This window comes from Bradyrhizobium sp. SZCCHNR2028, from assembly GCF_032380995.1.
Lineage (GTDB): Bacteria > Pseudomonadota > Alphaproteobacteria > Rhizobiales > Xanthobacteraceae > Bradyrhizobium.
On the sequence record NZ_JAUHJF010000025.1, the window covers coordinates 17874 to 37715 of the forward strand.

A 19842-nucleotide genomic window follows, 5' to 3' on the forward strand; every position below is an offset into this window, starting at 1 on the left:
CTTGCTCATGATGCGGCCGCCTGCTTGGCAGGCCCGCCCGACAGCGCCGCGCAGGCGCGATCGAGCATCTCGACCGATTGTTCGATTTCGGATTCGTTGACGATCAGCGGCGGCAGGAAGCGTACGACGTTGTCGCCGGCCCCCACCGTGAGCAGCTTCTGATCGCGCAGCGCCGCGACCAGATCGCCCGACGGCACCACCGCCTTGACGCCGATCAGCAGGCCCTCGCCTCGGATCTCGGAGATGACATCGGGATGACGATCGAGAACGGCACCGAGCTTCTGCTTCAACAGCAGCGACATCTTGCGGACGCGATCGAAGAATCCGGGCGCCAGCATCACGTCGAGCACGGCGTTGGCCGCGGCGACCGCCAGCGGATTGCCGCCGAAGGTCGAGCCATGCGATCCCGGCGTCATGCCCGACGCGGCCTCGGCCGTCGCGAGCACGGCGCCGATCGGAAAGCCGCCTCCGAGCGCCTTCGCCAGCGACATCACGTCCGGCGTGACGCCGAGCCAGCGATGCGCGAACAGATCGCCCGTGCGGCCCATGCCGGTCTGGACCTCGTCGATGACCAGCAACAAACCGTTGTCGTCGCAGAGCTGGCGCAGCGCCTTGTAGAACGGCAGCGGCGCGGTGCGCACGCCGCCCTCGCCCTGCACCGGCTCGACCAGGATACCGGCGGTGTGCGGACCGATCGCCTTCTTCACTGCTTCGATGTCGCCGAACGGAACCTGATCGAAGCCGTCCATCGGCGGACCGAAGCCGTCGAGATATTTGGCCGAACCTGTCGCGGCGAGCGTGGCGAGCGTGCGGCCGTGGAACGCGCCTTCGAACGTAATGATACGATAGCGTTCGGGATGTCCCTTGGCGGCGTGATATTTGCGCGTGATCTTGATCGCGCCTTCCATCGCCTCCGCGCCCGAATTGGCGAAGAATACGTAGTCGGCAAAGCTCTGCTCGCACAGCCGCGCGGCGAGGCGCTCGCCATCCGGGCTCTTGAACAGGTTCGACATGTGCCAGAGCTTGGCCGCCTGCTCCTGCAGCGCCTTGACCAGATGCGGATGCGCATGGCCGAGCGAATTGACTGCGACGCCCGAGGTAAAATCGAGATAACGGTCGCCATTGGTCGCGATCAGCCACGCGCCTTCGCCGCGCTCGAACGAAAGATCGACCCGGGCGAATACGGGGAGGAGATGCGTAGCGGCAACACTGGTCATGGCGGATCACATGAGCTGACGGGCCGGCCGAGACACGCGCCACGCGGCGCCATCGCGCATCAGGGACCCCACCCTGGAAAACAAAATGTGCCGCCTTTTCAAGGCGGCACGTGCATCTATTGTATGCGGGCAGCGGTGGGAGTCAACTACGCGTCAGCTGATGCATGGGGGGCCGGCCCGTGAGATTCCGGACGCCTGACACAGCTCGAGACGTGCCACAGGGAACCACGGAATGTGTGGACTGCGGCCGCCGACTCTTGCGCGGGAGTCACGCCATATTGTAGCGTTTTCAACGTCGAGTACGACATCTCGTGCGGCAGTTCTGATCCCTCTCGAAGTTCTCTGAGTTTGCGTAACGTCCGGGTGCCTTGCGCGCGCCCGGCGAGGGACAAGGGATTCTGCCGCCAGGGATTTTCTTGAGACAGCATCGCAGCGCCGTCCCGGAATTGGCCGGCGCAACGCGAAGGGAAAGGTTCGATGACCGTATTGACCTGGTCCGACGATCGCGTCGAGCAACTGAAAAAACTCTGGGAAGCCGGACTGTCGGCCAGCCAGATCGCCGCGGAACTCGGAAACGTGACGCGCAACGCCGTGATTGGCAAGGTGCACCGGCTGGGCCTGTCCGGCCGCGCCAAGAGCCCGGCCACCGCGGCACCGCGCCAGCGCAAGGCGGCCCGCCCGGCACAGCCGATGATGCGGGTGGCGCGCCCGGTGGCGCGCGGCAACACGGCGCTCGCACAGGTTTTCGAAGTTGAGGCGGAGCCCGATCCGGTTGCATTCGACAACGTCGTGCCGATGAACCAGCGGCTGTCGCTGCTGGAGCTCAACGAGGCGACCTGCCACTGGCCGGTCGGCGATCCCTCGAGCGCGGATTTCTTCTTCTGCGGCGGCAAGGCGCTTTCTGGCCTGCCCTATTGCGCGCAGCATTCGCGCGTCGCCTATCAGCCCGCGGCCGACCGCCGCCGCCAGCCGGCGAAGTCGACCACGCGCTGAGCGGCCGGCGACCACGGCGGGCGATGAGGTGCTCCGCATCGCCTCGCGATGTCCGGCCTCTGTTCACAACGATCGATGATATGCGCCCGGCCTGCGCCGGGCCGCAAGATGCGCCCGCCCGTCAGGCGCGTGCTGCGGGCCTGGACTGCGGAAAGCAGGCCGTGAAAGCGGCGCCGTTGCGCGGCACGCTCTCGATCAGAAGCCGGCCGCGATGGCGGTTGAGGATGTGCTTCACCAGGGAGAGGCCGAGCCCGGTGCCGCCCTGCGCGCGGCTGTCGCCGACATCGACGCGATAGAAGCGCTCGGTCAGCCGCGGCAGATGCTCGGGCGCGATGCCGGGGCCGAAATCGCGCACCTTGACCCGGATCTCCGGCGCGTTCTCGGCGGAGACGGCCTGCTCCAGCGAGACGATCACGCGGCCGCCCGAGGCGCCGTATTTCAGCGCGTTCTCGATCAGGTTCTCGAACACGCGCAGCAGTTCCTCGCGGTCGCCGGCGATCGTCACCGGCGCCTCCGGCAGGCTGGTCTCGATCACCACTTGGCGCTCGCGCGCCAGCGACTCCAGCCCGTCGGTGACCTGGCGGATGATGGGAACGACGTCGACCATGGCGTGGGGCTGGACATGCGCCGACAGCTCGACCCGCGACAGCGACAGGAGATCGTCGATCAGCCGCGCCATGCGCGTCGCCTGGATGTGCATGATGCCGAGGAAGCGCTCGCGCGCCTTCGGATCGTCCTTGGCCGGCCCCTGCAGCGTGTCGATGAAGCCCGAGAGCGCCGCCAGCGGCGTGCGCAGCTCGTGGCTGGCATTGGCGACGAAATCGGCGCGCATCTCCTCGACCCGGCGCAGCGGGGTCAGATCGTGGAACGTCATCAGCATGCATTTGTCGGTGCCGCCGAACGCCGTCGGCACCGGCACCGGCGTGATGATCAGCTCCATCCAGCGATCGACCGGAACGTGATCGTGATAGGTGGCGCGGCGGATCTCGGTGGTGGCGATCGCCTCGCGCAGCGCGGTGATGATCTCCGGCGTGCGCAGCGCGAATTGGGCGAGTTCGCCCTTGCGCAAGGCAGGCGCTAGCTGCGCGGCGGCGGCGTTGAGGTGGATGACGCGGCCGGCGCGGTCGAGCAGCACGGCGGGATCGGGGATGCCTTCGACCACCGCGCTCACGGCCGGCGCCTCGACCGGGTTGGCGTGGCGCTCCTCCTCCCGCTTGGCGACCGCGCCATGCAGCCGCCACGGCACCAGGGCTGCGGCGGCGATACACAGGAATACCGCCAGGGCCCGCAGCGGCAGCAGCTCGTCCAGCAGCACGAGCCCGGCAAGCGCTAGCGCCGCAGCCAGCAGGATGATCGCGGAATGGCGCAGCCGGTCCGGCCAGGGGGTGAAGATCGAGAGCGCCGTGTCGGAGGGAGCGTCGAGAGCCATCTCGTCCTACTATTCCCTTGAGCTGGCGTCAGGCACCGGAATCGCTGCGCTTCCTCACAAAAGCGGCTTCAGGCGGGGGGCCCGGATCGAGGCTGAGCGCGGCCTGCCGCAGCCGCTTCGACCGCGTGCTGATGATAACCTCGCGAAACGTCAGCAAGATTACAGAAATGAGGAACGGCGCCAAATAATACAGCATTCGGAACAAGAGCATTCCGGCCAGCAGCTCCTCGCGATCCATCTGCCACAGCCCGACCAGCATCGCGGCGTCGAACACGCCGAGCCCGCCGGGGGAATGGCTGGCGAAGCCGAGCAAGGTCGCCGAGACGAAGATCACGGCCACGACGACGAAGCCGAGATTGGGCTCGTCCGGCACCAGCACATACATCGCGAGCGCGCAGAAGCCGAGGTCGATGATGCCGATCGCGATCTGCAGCAGGGTCAGCGGGCCGCTCGGCAACACCACGGTCCACGGCCCGCGGCCGACCACGCGCGGCTTGGTCCATACCCAGGCGACATACCCCAACAGACCGACCAGGATCGCGATCGCCGCCATGCGGTTGGCCCAGGGCGGCAGCTGGTCGATCGAGGCCGCCGCCTCCGGATGATAGCTGATGCCGAGCCCGAGCACGGCGGCATTGCCGAGCCAGAACGTCAGGCCGGCGAGGAAGCAGATCTTGGCGACGTCGATGGCGTTCAGCCCATGGGCCGAATAGACGCGGTAGCGCACGGCACCGCCGGTGAAGACGCTGGCGCCGACATTGTGGCCGATCGAATAGCTGGTGAAGGCGGCCAGCGCATTGACGCGGTAGGGCACGTGGTCGTGGCCGATCGCGCGCACCGCGAACAGGTCGTAGAAGGTCAGCGTGAAATAGCCGGCGGCGACGAACAGCGCGGCGAGCGCGATCTGATGCGGCTCCGTGCTCTTGATCGCCTCGAGCACCTCGTAGGTGTCGATGCCGCGCAGCATGTGGTAGAGGACGTAGCAGGCGACCGCGATCACAGCGATGCTGATCAGCACGCCGAGCTTGTGCAGGACTTGCTTCTCGCGCAGGAACGTGGCCGCTCTGCGTATGGCTTCAAGCATCTACACCTCTCACCGTGATCCGATCACGACGGCCGGGGACGCAGCGCCCCGGAGGCCGCCGCGTCATGTGCGCATACAACGCCCTCGTAGCGCGTTTCGACGCATTGGGGAACACGGAGCGTGCGAACAAAAGCGTACACATGGATATACTTAGCAGGCTTTACGGAAATGCGATGCACCGTTTTGCCGCACATGAGGCAAGACATCAGGCAAAGACATCAGGCAAGCCATCATGCAGGACGGAGCGTCGGCGCACGCTCCCGGCCAGCCTGCAAAGCCCAGGTTAAACTTCGGTGAGGAACGCGCATCTCCGGGCTTTCCGGGGGGCCCCACGGCTGGGCGGGTCGTCATCGTTCAACGATAAGCGCCGGCTGCGCGTTTGACAGGGTCGCACCTCGTCAAACCTTCGTGTCTCGCAGTTGCGATGACCCGGGCACGCGGACGGCGGGGGGCGCCGCCGCAGTCTTGGCAGCAGTCTTGGCAGGTGGCGTCGGGCGCAGACCGCCGGGCGGCCGCTTCAGGCCGCCGATTTCGTCCGCATGCTGCGGATCACCACCAGCGCCCGCAGCCACGTGCCGATGGCGCAGCCGACGAGGTAGGGCACGAACATGATCAGCAGCAGCTCGAGCCAGTAGCCGGCCCGGCCGGGGATCAGGCAGGCCACGGCCGCCGCGACCAGGCCGGCGGCCAGCACCGCCAGCAGCCAGGTCAGCCAGCCCGACACGCGCGGGGCGCGATGCACCACGGCGACCCAGCCCATCGCCAGCCCGATGGCGAAGGCGCCGGCCAGCCAGCCCCAGTGAAAGGCAACGAGATAGGCCATGACGTTACCTCACCACGAATTCGATGCGGCGGTTCTGTGCCCGGCCGTCGGCGGTGTCGTTGGAGACGACCGGCTGGGTGCTGCCATAGCCGATCGGGGTGAAGCGGTCGGCCGGCAGTCCGGCCTTGACCAGATAATCGACCACGGCCTGGGCGCGCTTCTGCGACAGCACCTGATTGGCCGCGGGGTCGCCATCGGCATCGGTGTGGCCGATGATCTCGACATTGGCGGAGGGGCAGCGGAACGCGATCTCGACGAGGCGGTCGAGCAGACCGGTGGAATCCCTGTCGAGGTCGCTGCGGCTGGTCTCGAATCGGATCTTCGCCTTGCCGAGCAGGTCCGAGAACAGCTGCTGGCACACCGTGGGATCGACCGGGGCGGCTGCCGGCTTCACCGTGATGTCGGCCTTCACCTGCCAGCCCTGTGGGACATCCTTGGCGAGCCCGGTCCGGATCTGGGCGGCGGCGGCGTCATAGAGCGCGTCGCCGGAGATCTTGATGTCGCGGTCGGACACCACCAGCGTGCCGGTCGACAGCCGCGACAAGGCGCCCAGCGCCGGCACCACCGCATTCACGAAGTTGGTGGGCGCACCGATGCTGTTCTTGAGATTGTCCACGACCTTCTCGCTGAAGAATTTTCGCGATGAAGAGCCGACGACGACGGCGTGGATGTTCTCGTCGGGAACGTTGCCGGCGAGCGTCACGGTGACCGCGACCGGGTCCTTGTAGGCCTGGAAGATGTAGGGCGGCGCCTTGACGTCGTTGCTGGCGACCTTGAAGCCGTCCGGCAGCTTGCCGAGCGCAGCTGCGATCGCCTCGCGGCCGCCGAGCTCGCGTGCCATGCCGGACAATGCGACCTCGCCATCGGAGATCGTGAACTTGCCGTCCTTCAGCCTGCCGATCTGGCCGATCAGCAGCAGCGCCGCATCCTCGAAGCGCGTTGGCGCGCCGCGCGCCAGGCCCATCTGGTCCGCGACCTCCACGCCTGGCAGCGCCGCCCGCGTCGCGTCCATCAGCCTGCCCTTCAAGGCGGGCAACGGCGCATTGCCGCCCAGCGTCACCCGGACGACGTCGCGTTCGGCCGACCAGACGAAGGGCTTGGCCTCGGGGACCAGCCGCGTCTCGTCGTTGACGAGCCGCACGCCGGCCACGCCGTCCACCGCAGCGACCGCATCGCGGCGTCCAGCCTCAGAAAATGCATTGGCGCGCAGCGAGACATCGCGGCCATCCACCGTGATGCTCGTCCTGTCGAGCACGGCCCCCTTCAGGACGGCCGAACTGCGGCCGGCGAGATCATTCTCCAGGGGAACGGTGCTGGTCCAGGCCGCGAGGCCCCAAAGCACGATCAGCGGGAGGACGCCAGGCCACCATTTCCCGCTCCACCTGAAAAGTCCACGCATTCGTCATCCGTCGCATCGAGGAAGCAGAGAGAAAACAAACCCTTGCATGCCTGTCAAACCGGAAATGAGGCGCGCCGCACGGTACGTTGCGACCGCAGGCTAAGGCTTTCTTCAATCATTCGTCGGTAACCTTGTCCCGACACTCACCGGGCCGCATATTTCAGATGAGGCGATTTCGCAAAACCTTTATCCGTGCCGGCCTGGAAGCGCTGTATCTGAGCGGCGCGCATGTCTGGCTGCGCCCGATCTTCTCGGGCGTGGGAGCGATCTATACGCTGCATCATGTGCGGCCGCACCACGACGCCGATTTCCAGCCCAATTGTCACCTCGAGGTCACGCCGGATTTCCTGCGCGAAATGTTGTCGCACCTGCGCGACCACGACATCGAGATCATCACCCTCGACGAGTTGCACAGCCGGCTGGTGGCGAAGGACTTCTCGCGCCACTTCGCCTGCTTCACCTTCGACGATGGCTATCGCGACAACCGCGACTTCGCGCTGCCTGTCATGCGCGAGTTCGATGCGCCGTTCACCATCTATGTGACGAGCGATTTCGCATCGGGACTGGGCCGGCTCTGGTGGGTGACGCTGGAGCGGCTGGTCGCGAAGGCGCAAACGATCGACATCGAGATCGGCGGGCTGTCGCTGCAGCTCGATGCATCGACGTCGGCAGCCAAATGCGTGACGTTCCAGCGCCTGCACGATTGGCTGCGCGCACTGCCGGGCGAGCACGACGTGCGGCGTGAGATCAGCGCGCTGTGCGCGCGCTACGACGTCGACGAGGCCTCGATCTGCCGTGAGCTCTGCCTGTCCTGGGACGAGCTCCGGGCGCTTTCGACTGAGCCATTGATCTCGATCGGCGCGCATTCGATCAGTCACTGCAATCTCGCCAAGCAGACCGAGGAGACGGCGCGCATCGAGATCGCCGGCAGCCGTGCTCGGATCGAGAACGAGTTGCAGCGGCCGGTGCTACACATGGCCTATCCCTACGGCGACCGCGCCGCCGCCTCCCAGCGCGAGTTCGTGCTGGCGGCCGCGAGCGGCTACAAGACCGCCGTCACCACCCGCCCCGGCATGATCTTCGCCGAGAGCGCCGATCATCTCACGGCCCTGTCGCGTGTCTCGCTGAATGGCCACTACCAGGACGCCCGCGTGCTGCCGGTGCTGACCTCGGGCGCGGCCACCGCGATGTGGAACGGCTTCCGCCGCATCGACGCGGCATAGGCCCGCATAACGTTCCCCTCCGATTGAATTGCGGCGAATTCGTGCGACTGCGTCTCCCTTGACGTGCTGGCGCGTCCCGCTCACAAGCGCGCATGACATAAGGAAAGGGAGGCTTCATGCTCAGGAACTTGTTCTCACTCGAAGGACGCATCGCGCTCGTCACCGGCGGCTCGCGCGGCATCGGCAAGATGATCGCATCCGGCCTGCTCGCGCATGGCGCGGCGCGGGTCTATATCACCGCGCGCAAGGCCGGGCCCTGCGAGGCGACCGCCAAGGCACTGACGACGGAATATGGCGGCGAATGTGTCGCGCTGCCGATCGACATTTCGACGATGGCCGGCATCGAGACGCTCGCGGGCGAGATCAAGAAGCGCGAGCCCAAGCTCGACATCCTCGTCAACAATGCCGGCGCGGCGTGGGGCGCCGACTTCGACGAATTCCCGGAGAGCGGCTGGGACAAGGTGATGAACCTCAACCTCAAGACGCCGTTCTTCCTGACCAAGGCGCTCGCAGCTCCCTTGCGTGCGGCGGCCAGCGCCGAACGGCCGGCAAAGGTCATCAACATCGCCTCGATCGACGGCATCTTCGTCAACCCGCTCGAGACCTATTCCTATGCGGCGAGCAAATCCGGCCTGATCCATCTGACGCGGCGCATGGCGGCCAAGCTGATCAAGGACCACGTCGTTGTGACCGCGATCGCGCCCGGACCGTTCAAGTCCGACATGAACAAGGCCGCGCGCGACAACGCCGACGAGGTCGCCTCGCGCGTGCCCGCCGGGCGCATCGGCACCGACGAGGACATGGCGGGCACAGCGATCTTCCTCGCCTCGCGCGCGGGCGACTACGTGGTGGGGAATACGATCGCGGTCGATGGCGGTATCGTCTACGCAAACCCGGGCATTCCGGGCGCGGGCTGGGATAGTTGAGAAGGGCGAATAGCGAATAGCGAATAGCGAATAGCGAATAGCGAATAGCGAATAGCGAATAGCGAATAGCGAATAGGCTACTTCCCCTATTCGCTACTCGCAACTCGCTATTCGCCTCTCATCAAGTCTCGATCTTCACGTACTCGAAGTCACCCGGCTTGTTGTCGATGCCGACCTTCGGGGGCGCGATCCACGACGCGTACTCGCCGATCTCGGTGACCGGCTTCATCAGTGAGGAGATGTAGGCGCCGTCATCGGTCGAGGGCAGCCAGTCGCTCTTGCGCTTTTGCCAGGTCCCCTCGTCGATCAGGATGCCGTCGGGTGTCGCATGGACGTCCTTGAACTCGCCGATGGCGCGGTGGAAGGCGGTATGCGGCAGCTTGAGCTGGAAGTCGTAGCCGGCGGTGCTGATGATCTTGTTCCAGCGCAAGAGGCCCTTGATGCAGTCCTGCGAGTAGTCGTCGCGCAGGCGCATGTTGAGCGCGGTCAGCGCCGGCTCGTCGACCCGCTTGATCTCGCCGTCGACCAGCTTGAGCACCGGATAGGTCGCGTTCTTGAGCTGGTGATCGTCCTGGATCTGGGTCTCGTGATAGCGGCCCTTGATGCCGGCATTGAAGGCGTTCGCAGCGTTGGTCGAGACCTCGGAGCCGAACAGGTCGAGCGACAGCGTGTAGTGCAGGTTCAGCTTCTTCTGGATGGTCGGCAGGTCGATCACGCCAAGCGCGCGCACCTTCGCGATGTCAGTCGGATCATCGATGCCGGCGGCGCGCATCGCCTCCACGGTGCGCTGGATGACACGGCCGACGCCGGTCTCGCCGACGAACATGTGGTGCGCCTCCTCGGTCAGCATGAAGCGGCAGGTGCGCGACAGCGGATCGAAGCCGGACTGCGCGAGGCTGTGCAGCTGCATCTTGCCGTCGCGGTCGGTGAAGTAGGTGAACATGAAGAACGACAGCCAGTCCGGCGTCTTCTCGTTGAAGGCGCCGAGCATGCGCGGGCTGTCCGCATCGCCCGAGCGGCGGCGCAGCAGCTCGTCGGCCTCCTCGCGGCCGTCGCGGCCGAAATATTTTTGCAGCAGATAGACCATCGCCCAGAGGTGACGGCCCTCCTCCACGTTGACCTGGAACAGGTTGCGCATGTCGTAGAGCGACGGCGCGGTCTTGCCGAGATGGCGCTGCTGCTCGACCGAGGCCGGCTCGGTGTCGCCCTGGATCACGATCAGGCGGCGCATCAGCGCGCGGTATTCGCCGGGGACCTCCTGCCAGGCCGGCTCGCCATAATGCTCGCCGAACGGAATCTTGCGGTCTTCCTCCTGCGGAGCAAGCAGGATGCCCCAGCGGTAATCCGGCATCTTGACGTAGTCGAACTTGGCCCAGCCGCGCGGATCGACCGAATAGGCCGTGCGCAGGTAGACGAGCGACTGCTGGAAGCCGTCGGGACCCATGTCGTTCCACCAGTCGACATAGCCGGGATGCCAGCCTTCCAGCGCCTTGAGGACCTGGCGGTCCTCGGCGAGATTCACGTTGTTCGGAATCTTGGTCGAGTAGTCGACGTTCATGATGTTCATGTTCATGGAGACCTCCGGGGGGCTTTGATCAGTTGGAGGCGAGTAGCGAATGGCGAGTAGCGAATAGGGGGTCCAGACATCCTTCCCTATTCGCTATTCGCCACTCCCTGCTCCCCTTACACTCGCGTCATATCGTAGCTCGGCCGCTCGCCGGTGCCGTAGCGCCGGAGCGCGCCCTCCTCGCCGACCGCGTTGGGGCGCTGGAAGATCCAGTTCTGCCAGGCGGTGAGGCGGGCGAAGATCTTCGATTCCATCGTCTCGGGGCCGGCGAAGCGCAGATTGGCTTCGAGACCCGTGAGGCTGTCCGGCGAGAAGCTGGCGCGCTCCTCGAGGAAGACGCGGATCTCGTCCTCCCAGTCGATGTCGTCGAGCGCGAAGGTGACGAGGCCGAGCTCCTCGGCCTCGTCGGCCTCGAGCGGCTTGCCAGTCTGCGCGCGGACACGCTCGAGATCGTTGGGATCAGCGAGGAAGCGCGACTCCAGCCGCGTCAGGCCGTGACTCATCGGATAGGGGCCGAAATTCATCGCCGACAATTCGATCGCCGGCGCCGGACGGTTGTCGCCCTGGATGGTGCCGATCAGCATGTAGGAGCGGTCGGAGGCGAACACGAGCTCGGCGAGTGTGCCGGCAAAGCAGGAGCCGGGCTCGACCAAGGTCACCAGCGTCCGCGACGTGACGTCGATGCGCTTCAGCACGCGCTTCCAATAGTGACGGATCTCGTTGACCAGCCAATGCGCCTTGTTGGCCTCCAGGAAGGCGTCATGGGCCAGCACCTGGGCGCGCTCGCCATGCGACTTGAACACCAGCATGGCGATGCCGAGCTCGTTGATGCGCAGATGCAGGATGGCATCATCCAGCTCGCGCGCAACCTGCAGCGGCCAGAACGATGCGCCCTGCGCGATCATGCCGTCGATGTCGGCGGGCGGCGCGGCTTCGGGGGCCGAGATCGTGATCGTGGCGATGCGGGCGGCGCGATCGATGTCGACGTTGACGAAGCCGTAGCGTACGCTTGACGCATCGATCACGCGCTTGAGCGGCGTGAGCGCAACGCCCTTGCCGCTGCCGTTGCGCTTGGAGGCGGCCGCGAACTCCTTGGCGCGCTCGGCCACCTTGGCATCGACCTTGGAGTTCGGCGCGATCTCATCGACCAGCCGCCACTGCACGGCGCGCTTGCCCTTGACCCCCTCTTCCGTCGTGCAGAACGCATCGGCGCGATCGCGGCGCACCTTGCGCTTGTCGACGACGCGCGTCAGGCCGCCGGTGCCCGGCAGCACGGCGAGCAGCGGAACCTCCGGCAGCGACACCGAGGACGATCCGTCATCGGCGAGGATGATGTGGTCGGTGGCGAGCGCGAGCTCATAGCCACCGCCGGCCGCTGTGCCGTTCACCACGGTAATGAAGCGCTGGCCGGAATTCTCGCTGGAATCCTCGAAGCCGTTGCGGGTCTCGTTGGTGAACTTGCAGAAGTTCACCTTGTGGGCATGGGTGGCGCCCGCGAGCATGCGGATGTTGGCGCCGGCGCAGAACACACGCGGCTTGGCCGAGCGCAGCACGACCACCTTCACCTCGGGGTGTTCGAAGCGCAGCCGCTGCACGGCGTCCGCCAGCTCGATGTCGACACCTAGATCATAGGAATTGAGCTTGAGCTGGTAGCCCTCGAACAGGCCACCATTCTCGTCGACGTCCATGGCGAGCGTCGCCACCTCGCCGTCGATCGAGAGCTTCCAATGTTTGTAGCGGGAGGGATCGGTCTGAAAATCGATGAACGTCTTGCCTCCCGCGAGCACGCGGTCTTCCCCGGCCATGAGTCACCCTTCGTTGGAGTGCTTATCGTTGAGATGCACAATAATTCATGTTTTGACCGACGTCTACGACAAAAAGCCGAAACATGCACTTTGTTTCATGTTCGTGATGCCGGGGCCGGCAAGGTCGCGGCCGCGAACTCGGCGATGACCCGCAAGGTGGCGTCAGGCGACTCGCGATGCGGGGAATGGCCGGTCTTGGGAAGCATCGTCACCTCGACCGGGCAGTAGCACTCCTCTTGGATGATCTCGACCTGGCGGATGGTACCGTACTGGTCGTCGATGCCCTGGATCACCGCGACGGGGACGCGGATGTAGGCGAGGTCGCCGGTGATGTCCCAGGCCCGGAATGCCGGATCGAGCCAGGCGCCGTTCCAGCCATGGAACGCGTTGTCGACGTCCTTGTGCCAGCGTCCGAGCTTGGCGCGCAGCTCCGTGGTTTCGTAAATGGTCTTGATAGCGGCGATCGACGCGACCGAGACGTCCTCGACGATCACGTGCGGGGCGATCAGCACGACACCGTCGAGGCGATGATCGGCGCGGCCGCCGGCGTAGATCGCCGCGATCGAGGCGCCATCGGAATGGCCGACGAGGAGACCGCGCTGGAAGCCGATCGCATCAAGTAGCTTCGGCAGCACATCGCGGGCCTCGCGTTGCATGTAGTCGAGCGGCCGCGGCAGCGTCACCGGGCTTGAGGCGCCGTAGCCGGCGCGCGAATAGGCAAACACGGAGGCGCCGGTGGCTTGTTGGAGCTTGTCGGGAAAATCGCCCCACAGGCCGACCGAGCCGAGGCCCTCATGCAGCAGCACGATGCATGGCGCGTCGGATGGCTGCGGACCGATCAAGCGATATTCGAGTTGAGCGGTGTCGATGGTGAGGAAGCCTGATGCAGCTAGCGCCATCGCGACCGCTCCGTCTGCACGTGATGTAAAATGCTCCCGCAGCTCGCTCCCTCGTTCCCTCCCCCCTTGTGGGGGAGGGCTAGGGAGGGGGGTAAGCCACACGCACCGGCGCGCGTGGTACCCCCCTCTCCACCTCTCCCCCACAAGGGGGGAGAGAGCCGAGCGGAGTTCGCGGCGATGAGTTGCGTCACCATGCACATATCCCGGCCCCGTCATTCCGGACGGCGCAGCGAAGCTGGGCCGATCCGGAATCTTGAGATTGTCTGTCGCTTGATCTCACCCACGTCGAGCTTCCGGGTTCGCGACTGCGGCGCGCGCGGGAATGACAGCCAATGACAGCTAATGTGCCCCCTCGCGCAGCTTGAAGCGCTGGATCTTGCCGGTCGCGGTTTTCGGCAGGCTGTCCACCACCTCGATCCAGCGCGGATATTTCCACGGGCCGATCTTCTGCTTGACGTGTTCCTTCAGTGCCTCGTGCAGGGTCGAGCGATCGACGCTCGGGCGCAGCACGACATAGGCCTTGGGCTTCAACAGGCCTTCCGGATCGGCTTCCGGCACCACGGCCGCTTCGAGCACGGAGGGATGCGTGATCAGGGCGCTCTCGACCTCGAACGGCGACACCCAGATGCCGGAGACCTTGAACATGTCGTCGGAGCGGCCGCAGAAGGTGTAGCGCCCATCGGCGTCGCGGACATATTTGTCGCCGGTGCGCGTCCAATAGCCCTCGAAGGTCGAGCGGGTCTTGTGGCGCTGATTCCAGTAGCCCTCACCGGCGGACGGTGCATGCACCAGCATCTCGCCGACCTCGCCGTCCGGCACGTCCTGGCCGGCCTCATTGACAAGACGAACCTGATAGCCCGGCACAGGGCGCCCCGATGAGCCGTATTTGATGTCCCCGGGCGCGTTGGACAGGAAGATATGCAGCAGCTCGGTCGAGCCGACGCCATCGAGAATGTCGACGCCGAACCGCGCCTTCCAGGCATTGCCGACCGATTCCGGCAGCGCCTCCCCGGCCGAGGTGCAGATGCGCAGAGCGCTGCCGGCCTTCTCATGGCGCAGCGACTCATCGTGCAGCATCGCGGCGAACAAGGTCGGCACGCCGTAGAAGATGGTCGGATTGTAGCGGTTGAGGAGCTTGAACATCAGCGCCGGCGTCGGGCGCTCGGAGTTGAGGATCGTGGTTGCGCCGACCGACAGCGGGAAGGTCAGCGCATTGCCGAGGCCATAGGCGAAGAACAGCTTTGCGGCTGACAGACAGACATCGCTCTCGCGGATGCCGAGCACTTGGCTGGCATAGGTCTCGGCCGTCGCGGCGAGATTGCCGTGCAGATGGCGCACGCCCTTGGGCATGCCGGTCGAACCGGATGAATACAGCCAGAACGCAGGCTCATCCTCGTGGGTCGCGACCGTGTCGAACTGATCGCTCTCGCGCGCGAGCTCCTCGGTGAGCAGCTTGTGGCCGAAGGCATTGGCGCCGGACACGACGACGCAATCGAGATCCGGCATCCGGCCGACAATGTCCTTCACGACCGGATACAGCGCCTCGGACACGAACAGCACGCGGGCGCGGCAGTCCGCGAGCACATAGGCGTATTGCTCCGAGGTCAGCAGCGTGTTGAGCGGCACCGGGACGACGCCCGCGCGCATCGCGCCGAGAAACACCGCGGGGAAATCCACCGTGTCGAGCATGATCATCGCCACGCGCTCCTCGCGGCGGACGCCAAGGCGGCGCAGCATGTTGGCGACGCGGCAGGTCTGCTGTTGCAGACCGCGATAGGTCAGCTCCGAGACCGTGTCCGTGTAGGCGAGCTTGTCGCCGCGCCCCGCCTCGACATTGCGGTCAAGCAACCACGATACCGCATTGTACGACTTCACGGCATTCTCCCCGGATTTTTGAATTATAATTCATACAAGGCCACCAACATCGCTTGCTGTCAATCCTCCTCGGCATTATGTTTCCTGGTCAAAAGAGTACCTCAGGGATATGACGCCACACAGCGATGCCCCGCGCGACGACGGCCAGTCCGCGGCCGAGACCGATTTCCTCGACCAGCTGGGCCAGCGGGTGCGGCGGATGCGCGGGCTCGCCGGCATGTCGCGCAAGGTGCTGGCCGAGGTCTCCGGGATTTCCGAGCGCTACATCGCCCAGCTCGAAAGCGGCAAGGGCAATGTCTCGATCGTGCTGCTGCGCCGGATCGCCAATGCGATCAACGCGCCGCTCGACGACATCATCCCCGGCGGCGAGCCATCGCCGGACTGGCCGGTCATTCGCGATCTCCTGAAGAAGGCGACCCCGAGCCAGATCGCGGAGGTCAAGGAGCTGCTTGCCGGCAGCGCATCGGCGCCATTGCGGCGTTCGTTCTCAGGCATTGCGCTGATCGGCCTGCGCGGCGCCGGCAAGTCGACGCTGGGCAAGATGCTGGCGGAGCGGATCGGCTGGAGCTTCGTCGAGCTGAACAAGGAGATCGAGCGGCAGAACGGGCTTTCGGTTGCCGAGATCATCGCGCTCTACGGCCAGGAAGGCTTTCGCCGGATGGAGCAGGCCGCCCTGGTGCAACTGCTCGCGCGCAAGGAGCCGATGGTGCTGGCGACCGGCGGCGGCATCGTCTCCGAGCCGGTCACCTTCGACCTGATCCTGACCTCGTTCTACACGATCTGGCTCAAGGCCGAGCCGGAGGAGCACATGGGGCGTGTGCGCAAACAAGGTGACCTGCGGCCGATGGCCGACGACCGCTCGGCGATGGCCGAGCTGCGCAACATCCTGGCGAGCCGCGAGCCGCTGTACGCAAGGGCCAATGCGGTGGTCGATACGGCGGGGCTGTCGGTCGAGGCGGCGGCCGCACGGCTGGGCGAAGCCGTGAAGCCGGTCATCGCCAATGAGGCGCGCATGTTCGCGCGGGGGTGACGGTCGTTTAGAGGTGAGCGACGCGCGACCTGCGAGCTTTCGACGATCCGAGCTTGAGCTTCTGATGCGAGCGCATCGACACCAGCCTCGCGGTCGAGCCGCCCAGCCGCGTCCGCCACGCCGGCGGCAGCGCATCTGGCGAGACAGCCACGGTCGTCCGCGCGCGAACAGGTGTCGAGGCGTAGCGCGTCGGCTGCTGGCCATCGGCCATCGACACCAGCATGTCGCCATCCTCACCAGGCGGCTGGTATTTCAACCTGCAGTCCGCGGGCGACGGCGGCACCTGATAGGTCTTCAGGCGGTCGCCGTCATAGGACAGCTCGACCGTCTTGACCGCGAGCGGACGAATGCCGTGAAGGTTCAGCAGTCCGGAGCCCGGGACCGCGTCGACCTTGACGGTCCTGACGAACGGGCCGCAGGTCGAACTCGCCGACGGATATTCCTGGACCGCCCAGCGCGGCCACGCCAGGACCTCGCCCTCCTGATAGATGCGATCGATCACGAGTTGCTGGGAGTTGGCGGTGCGGATCGTGTTGGCGAGCAGGTGCGCGCCGGTCACGGGCGAGGGATCGAACGCAAACACCTTCACGATCTTCGGGGCGTTCGGATCGTGCGCGAGCGCGACGAACTGCGCCAGGCCGCCGCCGAGCGAATGTCCCGTCGATACGATCTGCGGCTTCCTGCGCGCCACGCGGTAGCAGTCGAGGCCTTGGATCATGCCGAGAATGCCGTCGATGTTGCGGCGCAGTTGTTGATAGTAGTCATCATAGGGCGAATAGAAGCGGTTGGCGTTCGACAGCCAGTCGCCGGTGCTGAGGCCGACAGTGCCGCGAAACACGAGATTGACCTCGCTGCACGCGGTGTGATCGACAGCCGGCGAACGCTTGCGGGCCCAGACCTGGAAGGCGGGCCCGCTGCCGAACTCCCATCCCCGGTTCTTGAAGGCTGCCTGACACGCGGCATCGGTGGGCACGATGCATGTCAACGGCTTGTCGCTGCCGAACTGATATTGCCATCCCTTCAGCGCGGCCTGGCCGAACGGGGCAGCCTTTGGCTCGAAGATGTTGCCGACCACGAAATTGACGTCGGCGCCAACTCCGTCATCGTCCTGCTTGAACCTGTAACGGTCGAGATCATCGATCGCGAGATAGGCCGCAGCGGCCTGGATGGCATAGGGCGCGTAGTAGCGCGCATATTTCACGAACGGTGAGGCCTTGATCCGCTGGACGTCTTCGTCAGACGCCTTCTGCGCATGGGCCGAGCAGGTGATCAGCAATCCGAGGAAGGTCGAAATGACAAGGCATACCGCCGAAACGAATTGTCTGCGCATTGCAGCATCTCACGATTGAAATCAATCAGGGGATGCATATGAACACGATCGCTCGCGAGCGGCAATACGTATCGACCGCCGCGGCTGGCGCTGCGAGAACGCCCTATCCTGACACCCGTTCACGGCGCTGCGGTGACGTGCGCCTGCCTGCCACGATCAGCGCGACGACGAACACGAGAAACGCCACCAAGGCCACCGGGGCCCCGATGAAGACGTTCCAGCCGATCCGCACGGCTTCATGCGCGGGATCGCCGACGTCTCCGCCGTAGATCCTGCACCAGGGTGGAATGCCGCCCTCATTGGGATGGCACTCGGCGTTCACCAGTGGCGAGATCGACAACATCGGCCCAAAATAGGGAAGGATCGCCAGCGGGAGGCTCGTTGCCAGCGCGAGCAGAATGCGGCTCCAACGCCGCCGCCATCCCTGGACGATCGCAAGGTAGCACAGGGCTAGCCACACCGCGGAGAGACCGAAAGAGAAGCCGATTGCAACCATGGAGCCGGCCTGGAGCGCGCCGCGGATCAGGGCGCTGGCCGCAAGCGGGCCAAGATGGCAAGGCGCGTTGGCGGCGGGCTCGCAGCCGCCCAGCCGCGCACCGAAAGAGACGAGCAGTATTGTAATTTCGGGGAGAAATGGAATCAGCACGAGCGCAAGGAGAGCGATTCTCCAGCGCCCGCCGCCACCGCTCCCCTCAGAGTTCGTCTCCATGGGCTCTGCTGTTAGCCAAATCGCGCCCTGGTTGCAATCTCTCCGTAGCGAGCCCTGGGCCCGAGCCGGTCGCCTTCGACCTGATCCTGACCTCGTTCTACACCATCTGGCTCAAGGCCGAGCCGGAGGAGCACATGGGGCGCGTGCGTAAGCAGGGCGACCTCCGCCCGATGGCCGACGACCGCTCGGCGATGGCCGAGCTGCGCAACATCCTGGCGAGCCGCGAGCCGCTGTACGCGAGGGCCAATGCGGTGGTCGATACCGCGGGACTGTCGGTCGAAGCGGCGGCCGCACGGCTGGGCGAAGCGGTGAAGCCGGTCATCGCCAATGAGGCGCGCATGTTCGCGCGAGGGTGAGCTCGCGCAACGTCAATGCCGGCACGTCGCGGCATCCGCGTTAACCACCGCCGTCATTTTCATACCGCCGATGGTGGCCACACACCCTCCGATTGCTTAATAGATCGTTAAGTGACTGGAGGACGCACCATGGACAATCGTCGCAGCGAGGCTCGCCAACGCGTCTATTATGGCGGCGTTCTGACATTCAACGCTGGCAGCTCGACGCTCGCCTGCATCGTCCGCAATTTCAACAACCGCGGCGTCAAGATCGAGCTGGACGGGACGGTGCTGCTGCCCGACCGGGTCGACGTCACGATCGAACGGCGCGGATGGTCTCGGCACGCACGCATGATCTGGCGCGACGGTGCCGGCGCCGGCCTTGCCTTCGACCAGGATAGCGAGGTCATCTCGCTGGAATGGGCGCGCACGTTGCGCGAGCGCGAGCGCACCAACAAGCGGCTCAAATCCCGACTCGAACAGATGCTGTCGGGATACTGAGCGCATGTCCGAGGTCTCGCGAGAACAAGAGCACCTGCTGCTTGCAGCTGCCGATGCGCCGCAGAGCCCCGCTCGCGCTGCCGAGCTTCAGCCGCGATCATCCTGGCTGCGGCGCGTCGCCCTCCTGCTCGCCGCTCAATATGTCATCGTGCTGCTGATCGGTATCGCGGCCGCGTCCACCGTGCGATCCTATGTGCTGCCGGAGGTCGTCGACCGTTTCGAGGCCGTCGCAGCGGCGCTCAAGCGAACGCCGCTGCCTTGAGTTCTGACCTGGTCACTCGATCTCCCGCAGCTCCGCATAGGTCAGCGGCAACAGGCCGGCGCCGTCGAAATAGATGAAGCGGAGGCGGCGGCGGCGTGAGATGAAATTCGACGGCAGCGGATCGTAGCGGAAGGTGCCGCCGCCGAGATGCGGCGTCAGGCTGCCGACATCGGTCAGCGCGTCGATCTCCACCCGCAGCAGCTTGAGGCTGGCGCCATCGCGCAGGATCTCGAACGGGATGCGCGCCAGCCGCAGGAAGCTGGTCGGATCGGGGGCGGCGATGAAGCCGTCGACGAAGGCGGCCTCGACCTTGTCGAGGTCGGGCTCGGTCACCGCGACCGGCTTGGCGCCCTCCGGCTGGTGCGGCGTCTGCCACTGCACCGGTGCGCGCCCGTGCGCATGGTTGTGCCCGGGGCCGTGCGGCGGATGGTCATG

Annotated in this window: 18 protein-coding genes and 1 pseudogene; 7 read left to right on the top strand and 12 right to left on the bottom strand. The window is 65.7% G+C overall.

The features are described from left to right. Positions 1–5: 5 nt before the first annotated feature. Entirely contained in the window at positions 6–1217 is a 1212-nt protein-coding gene (locus QX121_RS27750) for an aspartate aminotransferase family protein (protein ID WP_315813554.1), read from the bottom strand. 477 nt (positions 1218–1694) lie between these two features. Between QX121_RS27750 and QX121_RS27755 the strand changes: the two genes are divergently transcribed. Then, positions 1695–2210, top strand: a complete 516-nt coding sequence (locus tag QX121_RS27755; RefSeq protein WP_315717142.1) for a GcrA family cell cycle regulator — start codon at positions 1695–1697, stop codon at positions 2208–2210. Between the two features lie 121 nt (positions 2211–2331). On the opposite strand, the gene QX121_RS27760 is transcribed toward QX121_RS27755, so the two are convergent. The 4 genes from QX121_RS27760 to QX121_RS27775 all read right to left on the bottom strand — a co-directional run bounded on the left by QX121_RS27760 (position 2332) and on the right by QX121_RS27775 (position 6945). Next, positions 2332–3639 (bottom strand): ATP-binding protein, encoded by a 1308-nt coding sequence (locus tag QX121_RS27760; protein ID WP_315740514.1) that lies wholly within the window; start codon positions 3637–3639, stop codon positions 2332–2334. Positions 3640–3667: 28 nt separating this feature from the next. Then, complete coding sequence (locus tag QX121_RS27765; protein WP_315740515.1) at positions 3668–4723, bottom strand: lysylphosphatidylglycerol synthase domain-containing protein; 1056 nt, start codon at positions 4721–4723, stop codon at positions 3668–3670. 517 nt (positions 4724–5240) lie between these two features. Then, a complete protein-coding gene (locus tag QX121_RS27770) occupies positions 5241–5546 on the bottom strand; it encodes a hypothetical protein (RefSeq protein ID WP_315740516.1) in 306 nt (101 codons plus the stop codon). A gap of 4 nt (positions 5547–5550) precedes the next feature. After that, complete coding sequence (locus tag QX121_RS27775; protein ID WP_315797795.1) at positions 5551–6945, bottom strand: OmpA family protein; 1395 nt, start codon at positions 6943–6945, stop codon at positions 5551–5553. A 164-nt stretch (positions 6946–7109) separates the two neighbouring features. Between QX121_RS27775 and QX121_RS27780 the strand changes: the two genes are divergently transcribed. Beyond that, positions 7110–8168, top strand: coding sequence for a polysaccharide deacetylase family protein (locus QX121_RS27780; RefSeq protein ID WP_315813555.1), 1059 nt, complete (start codon positions 7110–7112; stop codon positions 8166–8168). 116 nt (positions 8169–8284) lie between these two features. Further along, on the top strand, positions 8285–9094 hold the full coding sequence (locus QX121_RS27785) for an SDR family oxidoreductase (RefSeq protein WP_315813556.1): 810 nt from the start codon (positions 8285–8287) through the stop codon (positions 9092–9094). Between the two features lie 121 nt (positions 9095–9215). Here the strand turns inward: QX121_RS27785 and boxB are convergent, their stop codons facing one another. The 4 genes from boxB to QX121_RS27805 form a co-directional block, all read right to left on the bottom strand. Next, entirely contained in the window at positions 9216–10667 is a 1452-nt protein-coding gene (boxB, locus tag QX121_RS27790) for a benzoyl-CoA 2,3-epoxidase subunit BoxB (RefSeq protein ID WP_315813557.1), read from the bottom strand. A gap of 110 nt (positions 10668–10777) precedes the next feature. Further along, positions 10778–12466, bottom strand: a complete 1689-nt coding sequence (gene boxC / locus QX121_RS27795; protein ID WP_315813558.1) for a 2,3-epoxybenzoyl-CoA dihydrolase — start codon at positions 12464–12466, stop codon at positions 10778–10780. A 95-nt stretch (positions 12467–12561) separates the two neighbouring features. After that, positions 12562–13365, bottom strand: coding sequence for an alpha/beta hydrolase (locus tag QX121_RS27800; protein WP_315797799.1), 804 nt, complete (start codon positions 13363–13365; stop codon positions 12562–12564). A 339-nt stretch (positions 13366–13704) separates the two neighbouring features. Next, positions 13705–15240, bottom strand: a complete 1536-nt coding sequence (locus QX121_RS27805) for a benzoate-CoA ligase family protein (RefSeq protein ID WP_315773696.1) — start codon at positions 15238–15240, stop codon at positions 13705–13707. A 109-nt stretch (positions 15241–15349) separates the two neighbouring features. Between QX121_RS27805 and QX121_RS27810 the strand changes: the two genes are divergently transcribed. Continuing rightward, positions 15350–16270 carry a helix-turn-helix transcriptional regulator gene (locus QX121_RS27810; protein WP_315778269.1) on the top strand — a complete coding sequence of 307 codons (921 nt, stop codon included), beginning with the start codon at positions 15350–15352 and terminating at the stop codon, positions 16268–16270. 7 nt (positions 16271–16277) lie between these two features. On the opposite strand, the gene QX121_RS27815 is transcribed toward QX121_RS27810, so the two are convergent. Together QX121_RS27815 and QX121_RS27820 are read right to left on the bottom strand one after the other, a co-directional pair. Further along, positions 16278–17600, bottom strand: a complete 1323-nt coding sequence (locus QX121_RS27815; protein WP_315778268.1) for a lipase family protein — start codon at positions 17598–17600, stop codon at positions 16278–16280. A gap of 103 nt (positions 17601–17703) precedes the next feature. Then, complete coding sequence (locus tag QX121_RS27820) at positions 17704–18309, bottom strand: hypothetical protein (protein WP_315778283.1); 606 nt, start codon at positions 18307–18309, stop codon at positions 17704–17706. Between the two features lie 62 nt (positions 18310–18371). Here QX121_RS27820 and QX121_RS27825 point away from each other — a divergent pair. The 3 genes and pseudogenes from QX121_RS27825 to QX121_RS27835 form a co-directional block, all read left to right on the top strand. Next, a pseudogene (locus QX121_RS27825) lies at positions 18372–18665 on the top strand (shikimate kinase); the annotation flags it as partial. A gap of 129 nt (positions 18666–18794) precedes the next feature. Then, positions 18795–19145, top strand: coding sequence for a PilZ domain-containing protein (locus QX121_RS27830; RefSeq protein ID WP_315813559.1), 351 nt, complete (start codon positions 18795–18797; stop codon positions 19143–19145). A 4-nt stretch (positions 19146–19149) separates the two neighbouring features. Then, a complete protein-coding gene (locus tag QX121_RS27835; protein ID WP_315813560.1) occupies positions 19150–19407 on the top strand; it encodes a hypothetical protein in 258 nt (85 codons plus the stop codon). A 12-nt stretch (positions 19408–19419) separates the two neighbouring features. On the opposite strand, the gene QX121_RS27840 is transcribed toward QX121_RS27835, so the two are convergent. Beyond that, positions 19420–19788 carry a hypothetical protein gene (locus QX121_RS27840; RefSeq protein ID WP_315786399.1) on the bottom strand — a complete coding sequence of 123 codons (369 nt, stop codon included), beginning with the start codon at positions 19786–19788 and terminating at the stop codon, positions 19420–19422. Positions 19789–19842: the final 54 nt, after the last annotated feature.

Excerpts from the sequence above, each read along its gene's own strand:
- QX121_RS27785 (WP_315813556.1), top strand. The coding sequence starts at position 8,285 with ATGCTCAGGAACTTGTTCTCACTCGAAGGACGCATCGCGCTCGTCACC.
- QX121_RS27815 (WP_315778268.1), bottom strand. The coding sequence starts at position 17,600 with ATGCGCAGACAATTCGTTTCGGCGGTATGCCTTGTCATTTCGACCTTC.
- QX121_RS27775 (WP_315797795.1), bottom strand. The coding sequence starts at position 6,945 with ATGCGTGGACTTTTCAGGTGGAGCGGGAAATGGTGGCCTGGCGTCCTC.
- QX121_RS27810 (WP_315778269.1), top strand. The coding sequence starts at position 15,350 with ATGACGCCACACAGCGATGCCCCGCGCGACGACGGCCAGTCCGCGGCC.
- QX121_RS27835 (WP_315813560.1), top strand. The coding sequence starts at position 19,150 with ATGTCCGAGGTCTCGCGAGAACAAGAGCACCTGCTGCTTGCAGCTGCC.
- QX121_RS27755 (WP_315717142.1), top strand. The coding sequence starts at position 1,695 with ATGACCGTATTGACCTGGTCCGACGATCGCGTCGAGCAACTGAAAAAA.
- QX121_RS27800 (WP_315797799.1), bottom strand. The coding sequence starts at position 13,365 with ATGGCGCTAGCTGCATCAGGCTTCCTCACCATCGACACCGCTCAACTC.
- boxC (WP_315813558.1), bottom strand. The coding sequence starts at position 12,466 with ATGGCCGGGGAAGACCGCGTGCTCGCGGGAGGCAAGACGTTCATCGAT.
- QX121_RS27780 (WP_315813555.1), top strand. The coding sequence starts at position 7,110 with ATGAGGCGATTTCGCAAAACCTTTATCCGTGCCGGCCTGGAAGCGCTG.
- QX121_RS27830 (WP_315813559.1), top strand. The coding sequence starts at position 18,795 with ATGGACAATCGTCGCAGCGAGGCTCGCCAACGCGTCTATTATGGCGGC.
- QX121_RS27820 (WP_315778283.1), bottom strand. The coding sequence starts at position 18,309 with ATGGAGACGAACTCTGAGGGGAGCGGTGGCGGCGGGCGCTGGAGAATC.
- QX121_RS27760 (WP_315740514.1), bottom strand. The coding sequence starts at position 3,639 with ATGGCTCTCGACGCTCCCTCCGACACGGCGCTCTCGATCTTCACCCCC.
- QX121_RS27765 (WP_315740515.1), bottom strand. The coding sequence starts at position 4,723 with ATGCTTGAAGCCATACGCAGAGCGGCCACGTTCCTGCGCGAGAAGCAA.
- QX121_RS27770 (WP_315740516.1), bottom strand. The coding sequence starts at position 5,546 with ATGGCCTATCTCGTTGCCTTTCACTGGGGCTGGCTGGCCGGCGCCTTC.
- boxB (WP_315813557.1), bottom strand. The coding sequence starts at position 10,667 with ATGAACATGAACATCATGAACGTCGACTACTCGACCAAGATTCCGAAC.
- QX121_RS27750 (WP_315813554.1), bottom strand. The coding sequence starts at position 1,217 with ATGACCAGTGTTGCCGCTACGCATCTCCTCCCCGTATTCGCCCGGGTC.